Here is an 8,574-nt window from a genome sequence, read left to right on the forward strand (position 1 = left end):
GTACTGCACGCCAGGCAGCATCACCAGCGCGAGCTTCGTGCCGTGTTCGCCGATGGCGCGTTCGATCGCACCCATCGAAATGCTGCCGTTGGGTTCGTCCGCCTCCAGTTCGATCAATGACGTGGCGGGGTCCAAGCCATGGAACCGGATCTGCGATTCCACCGCGTAGCGATCGGTGGGAAAGGCGCCCGCCTCGATCAGGACCGCATGGCGTTCTTGCGTGGGGCGGTAGAAGCTCACCATCATCAGGTGCAGGTTCACGCCCAGGGTGTTCATCGCCACCACTTCCGACGGAAGGGCGCCCACGACTTCGGCCAGGTTGTCGCGCACGTACTCGTGATACGACAACCATGGCAGCTTGCCGCGGAAGTGGCCTTCCACCGCCAGCTCGCCCCAGTAGTTGAGCTCCGAAGCGATCGCATCGCGCACGCTGCGCGGTTGCAGTCCCAGGGAATTGCCGCAGAAGTACAGGCTGTCGTGTCCCTCGTGCGGCGGGATAAGGAAGCGGTCACGAAAACCCTTGAGCGGGTCGGCGTCGTCCTGGGCCTTCGCCCAGGCCAGGTCGTTGCGGTAGTCCATGGCGCTAAGGCTCACTGCGGCAAATGGCTGGCGACGTCGTCACAGCCGGCATCGAACGAGGCCTGCCAGCGCGCGTCGCCGGTGGCCGGGCGCACGCAGCGCAGCTGGATGGCAAGGCTGCCACTGAAGGCATAACGCTCGTGATAGGTGAACTGCGCGCCGGTTTCCTGCGCGGTATAGAAGTAATCGTTCGGCGTGGCAGCGCGATGGGCATCAGGTGCATAACCGGTGAGCTGGCGTGCGCGGGCGGTCTGCTGGCCCATCCACGACTGGTAGCCGGCCATGTTGCCTGCCTGCTTTACCGAGACGGTGACCCGCGAGAGCGTCTTGGCGCCGGCAGGCGAGGGGTCGGGCACCTGGAATACCTGGGTTTCCGGATCGCCCTGGGTCTGCATGATCGGCACCCAGCTATCGGGCACGCTGAAGCGCACGGCGCCATTGGCCATGGTGATGTCGCCGGCGATGGCCGATGCCTGGATCAGCAACCCGATGGAGGCGAGGACAGCAAGATGCGTGCGGCGCGGAAGGATCATTCGGTTCAATTCCCGGGTTAAAGGGTTTAGTGTCGCTCGAAACGGCTGTGTGGCAGCTGCAGCCATTCCAGCGCAGTGCCATGGAAGAGTCGAGCGCGGCTTTCGTCGTCCAGGTCAAGCGCATCGATACCGCTCCCGGGCACCTGTTCGCCCAGTGGGAAGGGGTAGTCGGTGCCCAGCATCACTTGCGATACGCCGGCCGTGTCGAGCAGGTACTCAAGCGCACGCGGATCGTGCACGCAGGAATCGAAATACAGCCGGTGCATGTACTCACGCGGATTGCGCGCATTGTCGGTGGCTACCAGGTCCGGGCGCATGCGGAAGCCGTGTTCGATGCGGCCGATGCTGCCAGGGAAGCTGCCGCCGCCGTGGGCCAGCATGATGCGCAGCTGCGGCAGGCGCTCGAGCACGCCGCCGAACACTAAAGAGCACGCCGCGCGCGATTGCTCGGCAGGCATGCCTACCAGCCAGGGCATCCAGTAACGCGGCATGCCCGATGCGCCCATCATGTCCCAGGGGTGCACCAGGATCGCAGCGCCAAGGTCGGCTGCGGCTTCGAAGAACGGGAACAGTTCCGGGGCGTCGAGGTTCCAGTCGTTGCAATGCGAGCCGATCTGCACGCCCTGCAGGCCCAGTTCGTCCATGCAGCGCTCCATCTCCTGGATGGCAAGCGTGGGTGATTGCAGCGGCACCGTACCGATGCCGGCATAGTGCTGGCGATGGTCGTGGCACAGGCGCGCGGCGTGGTCGTTCAGGAACCGGTGAAGTTCCAGCGCCTGGTGGCCCTTGGCCCAGTACGAGAACAGCACCGGCACGGTGGAGATCACCTGCACGTCCACGCCGTGGCGGGCGTAGTCGGCGATGCGGTGTTCGGCATCGAAGGCCGATTCCCACACCTCGCGGAAGAATTTTCCGTCCTTGTAGATCCGGTGCGATCCCCCGGCGTGCTGCATCACCGGGAAGCGGTCGTCGCCGTACTTGGCGGCGAGGTCCGGCCACTGCTTGGGCAGGATGTGAGCGTGGGTATCGATCTTCAGCATGGCGCCAAGTGTAACGCGGCGGGCGCCCTCGACGGCACTTAACGTCGTTGAAGGATGTGGTTGATCGTATTGACGTTATCTACCAGCCGGTCGGTGATGGTTGCCATCTGGTCGGCCATGCCCGTCCCCCGTCCCCCGGCCAGGGCAGTGACGATTTCGCGTTGCCGGGAGCGCAGGTCCGGCAAGCTGCCGGGAGGCTGTGAATGACGCAGGGCATCGGCCAGTGCGTGCAATGCCCCGGACGACTCACGCACCAGTGGCCCGACCAGGTCGCGGTTCATATCGCCCATGTCGTCCACCATGGCCTCGAGCGTCATCGCCGTGCGGGCCAGCCGGTTGCCGTTGGCGAAAAGGGTTTGCGCCATTTCCATCAGGTGCACGGGTGTGGCGGGCTCCGAGCGCATGCGGTCGAGCGAGGCCTGGGCGTTGGTACGCGCGGTGCGTGACAAGGTGCGCGCGTCGCGACGCTCGCGGGGCGGGGCAGGGCCGGCCAGGGTGGCAAGGTACGCGGCGTAGGCATCGAACATGTCGGCCAGCGCGGCGCGTGCGCGCGTACGTTCCCACGAAGGCCACAGCACATAGGCCACCAGTGCCATGGCCGAGCCCAGCACCGTGTTGAGCACGCGGTCGGTCATGGCCGCGGCGGACTCGACGCCGTCGAACGACAGCAGGATCACCACCGTACCGGTGAGGGCCGCCACCGCGATGCCGTAGTGCGCGGTGGCCAGGTAGCGGAAGGCCACGCACAGGATCGCCAGCACCGCGATGTGCGCCCAGGGCGCATCAGGGGTGAAGCGCAGCACCAGGGTGGTAAGCACCAGGCCCAGCACCGTGCCCACCACGCGCAACAGGCCGAAATTCAACGTGGCGCCGAAATCGGGCCGCAGCACGATGGCGGCGGTCATCGGCAGCCAGTAGCCATGCGGCAGGTGGGCGTAGCGCGAGATGGCAACCGCCAGCGTAAGCACCACCGCGCAGCGAACCGCGTGCCGGAAGGCGATCGACTGCGGGATCATGTTGGCGCGCATCGCGGCCAGCGCCGAACCACTGCGTAGTGGTGCCGGCAGGCTGCTTTCGGCGGTCTCGGCGCGGATCTCGCCTCGGCTGCCGGCCCAGTTGGCGTTGCGCACGGCCGCGGCCAGCTGGCCCGATAACGCGTGTACGTGGGTGCTGGCGAAACTTCGCTCCGTCTCGCCGAATAACGCCTGCTCGCTGGCCTGCAGGGTTTTCAGCGCTGCTTGTGCGCGCGTCGGCGGCCCGGCCTCGTCCAGCGCGCGGGCCACGCCACGCAGCACCCGCGCGGCGTCCGCGCGGATCATCCGCGGCAGGCTGCCATCCCAGCCGAGTTCCTGCATGGTGATCAGCTCCAGGCGGATCCGTTCGGCGATGTCCAGCAGCACGCGGAAGGCTTCCATGGCACGTCCGCGTGCATGGAAGCGCCCCAGCAGGGTTTGCTGCAAGTTGGTCATCGCCTCGCTGAGCGCAGGCGCCTCCGAGCCGTGACCCGGCGGTTGCGCAGCCAGCATGGCCAAGCCGCGGTAAACCTCGGCCAGGGCGTGGCGCTCGGGCCGGTAGCGTTGCAGCGGCCACGCGGCGATCGAGAACAGCGTCAGCAAGATACCGCCGCCGAAGATCAGCAGCGACGCGCCGATGGCCTGGCCCACCGGCAAGGGCGTGGCGGCGGTGATCACCAGCAGCAGCATGCTGGTCATGCCCACGCGGGCGATGTCCGGCCCGAAGATCACCAGCATGCCGCCGAGGAAGCCCAATACCGCGGTGGCCAGCGACAGGCTGAGCGGATGGCCGCCGACCAGGAATCCCAGCAGTGCCGCGCCGCCGGCCGCAAGTGCAGCCAGGAAAAGTCGCTGCAGGCGTTGCTGGTACGGGCCCGGCTGGTCGGAGAACATCGTGTCCAGCGCTCCCGCCGCGATGCCGATGCCGACGCCCACGTGTCCCGTGGCTACGCCGATGGCCAGCGGGATCGCCACCGCCGCGGCGTTACGCAGTGCCACGCGCATCGGCACGTCGGGCCGGCGCGTGGTGGTGAGCGACTGCAGCACGCTGCGGGGAAGGGAGAATCCCGAGGTCATCCGTTGCTCGTGAGGGAAGGGGTTAAGGGCAACCCCTTTCGGTTTCTAGGCGCGGCCGGCGCGAAAGCGGGGTCAGAGTAACGACTCTGACCCCCAATAACCCGCAGCGAGGTGGCCGCGTCATGCCCGCCCGGCAAATTCGCCGGTGAGGGTGTTCACCGTGACCTTCTCGCCCGTGGTGATGTACTCAGGTACCTGTACCTCGACCCCGGTTTCGAGCGTGGCGGGCTTGGTGCGTTTGGTGGCGCTGGCGCCCTTCAATTCCGGCGCGGTGTCGGTGACGGTCAGCACCACGTTGGTCGGTACCTGCAGGCCGACGGGAGCGTCGTCGATCACCTGGACATAATAGCCTTCCAGCCCCTCGACGATATAGCCGGCGTTATCGCCGACCAGCTCCGGCGGCAGCAGGTACTGCGTGTAGTCCTCGGCGTCCATGAACACGAAGGCATCGCCATCCATATAGGAATAGGTCGCCTGGCGCCGGCTCAATTCCACTTCCTTCAGATCGTCGTCGGCGCGCAGCGAAAGGTCGAACTTGCGGCCGCTGGGGATCGAATACAGGGTGAAGCGGAAGGTGACGTTGCCGCCACGCGCGGAGGGCGCGCTGCGCTCGATGTCGCGCACCTGGTACACGGTGCCGTCGTGCTCGATGACGGTACCGCGCTTGACGTCGGAAGCTTTCATGCGAAGGGCTCGGGTGTTGGGCTGGAAAGATGATTACTTCGGCTGCAGGCGCACGGCGCCGTCGAGGCGGATCGTCTCGCCGTTGATGTAACGGCTCTGCACGATGAAGCCCACGGTGCTTGCAAATTCCTCGGGCTTGCCCAGGCGCGCCGGGAAGGGGATGGAAGCGGACAGCGATTCCTGCACCTGGGGCGACATGTTGTCCACCATCGGCGTCCAGAAGATGCCCGGGGCGATGGTGACCACGCGGATGCCGAAGCGCGAGAGCTCGCGCGCCATCGGCAGCGTCATGCCCACCACGCCACCTTTGGAGGCCGAGTACGCGGCCTGGCCGATCTGGCCTTCGTAGGCGGCTACGGAGGCTGTGTTGATGATCACGCCACGCTCGCCATCCTCGCCGGCGTCGTTGGCCTGCATCAGGTTGGCCGCGGCCTTGGCCACGTTGAAGCTGCCCACCAGGTTCACCATGATGGTGTTGCTGAAGTTGGCCAGCGGCATCGCACCTTCCTTGCCCACCACGCGGCCGGCGCCGAGGATGCCGGCGCAGTTCACCAGCACGTTCAGGCCGCCCATGACCTCGCGCGCGGCGGCGATGTTCCCGGCCACGTTGTCTTCGGAGGTGACATCCACCCGGCGGAAATGCGCGTTGTCACCCAGCGCCTCGCAGGACGACGCGCCCTTCGCGTCGTTGACGTCGAACAGCGCGACTTTCGCGCCGTGGTCCACCAGGTGCCGGGCCACCGCGTAGCCCAGGCCCGAGGCGCCACCGGTGATCACTGCCTTGACGTGTTCAAGCTGCATGGGGAAGGTCCTGTGCGTCGTGCAAAGACCGTCATCTTACCCGAGCGCAAGCCTCACTTGCAGGGCGGAATCGTGGCGCATCCGGGCAAACGGCACGATGGCCGGCGGCGGATTCGCCGGGACAGCCAGTTCCCTTTGCCACAGGCCTACATCATGCCATTGGCCGAGCTTGTAGCCGCAGTGGCGCCATACGCCGGCCGGCTGGAAGCCGAGCGCGCCGTGCATGGCCACGCTGCTTTCGCCGGGCAGGGTGATCGCGCCCACCGCCTGGTTGAAACCCTGCATCTGCATCACGTCCAGAAGGCAGGTATACAGGCGCCGGGCGATGCCGCGCCGGCGCGCGTTTTCATGCACGTAAACCGATGTCTCGGCGATCCAGTCGTACGCGGCCCGTTCGCGGAAACGTCCGGCGTAGGTATAGCCCAGCACCCGGCCTTCGTCTTCGAACACCAGCCACGGGTAGTGGGCCAGCCGCGCTTCGATGCGGTCGGCCATGGCTTGGTTCCCGGGCAGCTCTGTCTCGAAGGTGATGGCGCTGTGCAGCACCGCCGGAGCATAGATGTCGTGGCAGGCGGCGGCGTCGCCTGCGGTGGCAATGCGGATCATGCGAGGGACTTTTCCATGAAGATGCTGTGCGGCGTGGCGCGGTGGGTGCCGAAGCTGCCGCAGCGGCGGTACCCGGCACCTTCGTAGAGTTCCTGGGCCTCGGTCTGGGCGGTGCCGGACTCAAGCCGCACCAGTTTGCCGCCGGAGCGGCGGATCTCGTCTTCCAGGGCTTCGAGCAACTGCTTGCCCAGGCCCAGCCCGCGCACGGTGGGGATGACATACATCTTGGCCACCTCGACGTAGTCGTCGTGGTCGGCGAAGGCGCCGCAGGCCACCGGCACGCCATCCACGCGCGCGGTCATGAAGGTGACGTTCGGACGGTGCAGTGGCGGGGCGGCGTCGCCCGGGCGGCGTTCGCTTTCGGGGTAGAGCTCCGCCAGGTAGCCTTCGAATTCATCGATCAGCGGTACGATGTCCCCGGCCCCGGGGTCATCGACCTGGAAGGTGAGCTGGGGCGGTTGCGTGGCCACGCGTTACAGGTCCCGGATGAAGTAGCGATCGCAGCCGAAGTGGCCGGTGCCACCCATCGCGTGGTCCAGGGGCTCGAAGCCGTGGCGGCGGTAGAGCGTTTGCGCCGAATCCATGCCGGTGAGGGTTTCCAGGTAGCAGCGTTTGAAGCCCAGGCGCCGTGCCGCCTCCAGGCAGCAACGCATCATGGCGGCCCCGGCACCGATGCCGCGCGCCTTGGGCAGGAAGTACATCTTGCGCAGCTCGCAGACGTCTTCCGGCGCATTGACCAGCGGTGCGATACCGGCGCCGCCCGCGACCTCGCCATCCATGATCACCACGTAGTAGGCGGTGTCCTCGCGTGCATAGGCCTGGGACATGCCGTCCACTTCTTTATCGTGGATGGCAAAACCCGGGCCGTCGGCGCCGAACTCGGGCATCACTTCGCGGATGATCGCCGCCATGGCGGCATCGTCGCGCGGTTCAATCGGGCGGATCTGGAAACTGGGACTCATGGATGGCCGTCGGGGCTGCGGTAGAGGGTTCCATCCTTCATCACCAGCACCGGATGGGCAAGGTCTTCGATGTGGGCGCTGGGATCGCCCGAGAACGCGGCCAGGTCGGCGCGCATGCCTACGGCGATGCGGCCGAAGTGATCGCCCTGGCGAAGGATACGGGCGGCGACGTCGGTGGCGGCGTGAAGCGCCTGGGGCGGGGTCATGCCATCGCGCACCATCGCAACGGGCTCGCGCCAGTTGGTGCCGTGGGCGAACACGCCCACATCCGAGCCATTGCCAATGGTTACGCCCACTTTTAGCGCGGTGCGGAAGGCCTGCTCGGCCTCGCGCATGTTTTTGGTGGGCGGATCGCCGGCCTTGTAGTGGTTGAAGTATTCCTCGGTGGCGTCCACCGCGGTGAGCGTGGGTTCGTAGGTGGTGCCTTGCTTCTTCATCCGGGCGAAGGTGGCTTCGTCGGTGCCGTAGCCGTGTTCGATGGTGTCCACGCCTGCCGCCACCGCCATCGCCACGCCTTCGCGCGAGGCGGCATGGGCCGCCACCGGCCGCCCGATCAGGTGCGCGGTGTCCACGATGGCCTTGAGTTCGGCCGCGGTGAAGGTGGGCGCGGTGGCGCCATCGGGACCCACGCGGTAATCGGCGTACAGCTTGATCCAGTCCGCGCCACGCGCGGCCTGTTCGCGCACGGCGCGCATGGCCTCGTCCGTCCCGCTCACTTCCTGGGCGCCGGAGGGGAGATCAAGGTCAGGGCGGAAGCCGCGCGGCCCAGGCCCATAACTGGCCGTGGCGACAATCGCACGCGTGGCCACGAACATCCGGGGTCCCGGGATCAGGCCTTCGTTGATCGCGTGCTTGATGGCAACGTCGCCGAAACCAGCGCCTTCCGTGCCCAGGTCGCGCAAGGCTGTGAAGCCCGACATCAGCGTGTCGCGCGCATGGGCCGCGGCCTCGAGCACGCGGTAGTCCGGCGCTTCCTTCAATACCTGGTCGTTCCACAGGGTTTCGTTGTACGGATGCAGGAAGACGTGCGAGTGAAGGTCGATGAGACCCGGCATCAGGGTGGCACCAGGCAGGGGAATTTCCTGGGCATCGGCGGCGGGGTGCAAGCCATCGCGCGGTCCGACGCCCGCGATCACGCCATCGCGCACCAGCACGGCCCAGCCGGTATGGGCGGCATTGCCTTCGGCCGTCCAGACACGGTCGGGCAGAAGCAATGTGTCCCGCGCGGCGACAGGTGCAACCAGGACGATGAGCAACGCAACGAAAAGGATGGCGCGTG

The 8,574-nt window shown here is 66.9% G+C and carries 9 protein-coding genes and 1 pseudogene; all 10 read right to left on the minus strand.

Annotation, left to right across the window (positions count from 1 at the left end):
• A pseudogene (locus VK519_RS11490) lies at positions 1-579 on the minus strand (kynureninase); the annotation flags it as partial.
• Between the two features lie 11 nt (positions 580-590).
• Entirely contained in the window at positions 591-1,112 is a 522-nt protein-coding gene (locus VK519_RS11495; RefSeq protein WP_324349920.1) for a hypothetical protein, read from the minus strand.
• A 26-nt stretch (positions 1,113-1,138) separates the two neighbouring features.
• Positions 1,139-2,152, minus strand: coding sequence for an amidohydrolase family protein (locus VK519_RS11500; protein ID WP_324349922.1), 1,014 nt, complete (start codon positions 2,150-2,152; stop codon positions 1,139-1,141).
• Between the two features lie 38 nt (positions 2,153-2,190).
• Positions 2,191-4,242: an FUSC family protein gene (locus VK519_RS11505; RefSeq protein ID WP_324349924.1), complete on the minus strand. Its 2,052-nt coding sequence runs from the start codon at positions 4,240-4,242 to the stop codon at positions 2,191-2,193.
• Between the two features lie 120 nt (positions 4,243-4,362).
• Positions 4,363-4,926, minus strand: a complete 564-nt coding sequence (efpL, locus tag VK519_RS11510) for an elongation factor P-like protein EfpL (protein ID WP_324349926.1) — start codon at positions 4,924-4,926, stop codon at positions 4,363-4,365.
• Between the two features lie 33 nt (positions 4,927-4,959).
• Positions 4,960-5,727, minus strand: coding sequence for an SDR family NAD(P)-dependent oxidoreductase (locus VK519_RS11515; RefSeq protein WP_324349928.1), 768 nt, complete (start codon positions 5,725-5,727; stop codon positions 4,960-4,962).
• 36 nt (positions 5,728-5,763) lie between these two features.
• Positions 5,764-6,333 carry a GNAT family N-acetyltransferase gene (locus VK519_RS11520; protein WP_324349929.1) on the minus strand — a complete coding sequence of 190 codons (570 nt, stop codon included), beginning with the start codon at positions 6,331-6,333 and terminating at the stop codon, positions 5,764-5,766.
• A complete protein-coding gene (locus VK519_RS11525; protein WP_324349930.1) occupies positions 6,330-6,803 on the minus strand; it encodes a GNAT family N-acetyltransferase in 474 nt (157 codons plus the stop codon). The genes VK519_RS11520 and VK519_RS11525 overlap by 4 nt, the downstream gene beginning before the upstream one ends.
• Before the next feature lie 3 nt (positions 6,804-6,806).
• Positions 6,807-7,295 carry a GNAT family N-acetyltransferase gene (locus VK519_RS11530; protein ID WP_324349932.1) on the minus strand — a complete coding sequence of 163 codons (489 nt, stop codon included), beginning with the start codon at positions 7,293-7,295 and terminating at the stop codon, positions 6,807-6,809.
• The gene (locus tag VK519_RS11535) at positions 7,292-8,566 is read right to left on the minus strand and encodes a metal-dependent hydrolase family protein (protein WP_324349934.1); all 1,275 of its coding nucleotides are present in this window, start codon (positions 8,564-8,566) and stop codon (positions 7,292-7,294) included. The genes VK519_RS11530 and VK519_RS11535 overlap by 4 nt, the downstream gene beginning before the upstream one ends.
• Between the last annotated feature and the right edge of the window lie 8 nt (positions 8,567-8,574).

The sequence above is a fragment of the Pinirhizobacter sp. genome, assembly GCF_035317885.1.
GTDB lineage: Bacteria > Pseudomonadota > Gammaproteobacteria > Xanthomonadales > Rhodanobacteraceae > Pinirhizobacter.

Bases quoted from the DNA above. Each gene is read 5' to 3' on its own strand.
- VK519_RS11495 (WP_324349920.1), bottom strand. From the start codon at position 1,112: ATGATCCTTCCGCGCCGCACGCATCTTGCTGTCCTCGCCTCCATCGGG.
- VK519_RS11520 (WP_324349929.1), bottom strand. From the start codon at position 6,333: ATGATCCGCATTGCCACCGCAGGCGACGCCGCCGCCTGCCACGACATC.
- VK519_RS11515 (WP_324349928.1), bottom strand. From the start codon at position 5,727: ATGCAGCTTGAACACGTCAAGGCAGTGATCACCGGTGGCGCCTCGGGC.
- efpL (WP_324349926.1), bottom strand. From the start codon at position 4,926: ATGAAAGCTTCCGACGTCAAGCGCGGTACCGTCATCGAGCACGACGGC.
- VK519_RS11500 (WP_324349922.1), bottom strand. From the start codon at position 2,152: ATGCTGAAGATCGATACCCACGCTCACATCCTGCCCAAGCAGTGGCCG.
- VK519_RS11530 (WP_324349932.1), bottom strand. From the start codon at position 7,295: ATGAGTCCCAGTTTCCAGATCCGCCCGATTGAACCGCGCGACGATGCC.
- VK519_RS11505 (WP_324349924.1), bottom strand. From the start codon at position 4,242: ATGACCTCGGGATTCTCCCTTCCCCGCAGCGTGCTGCAGTCGCTCACC.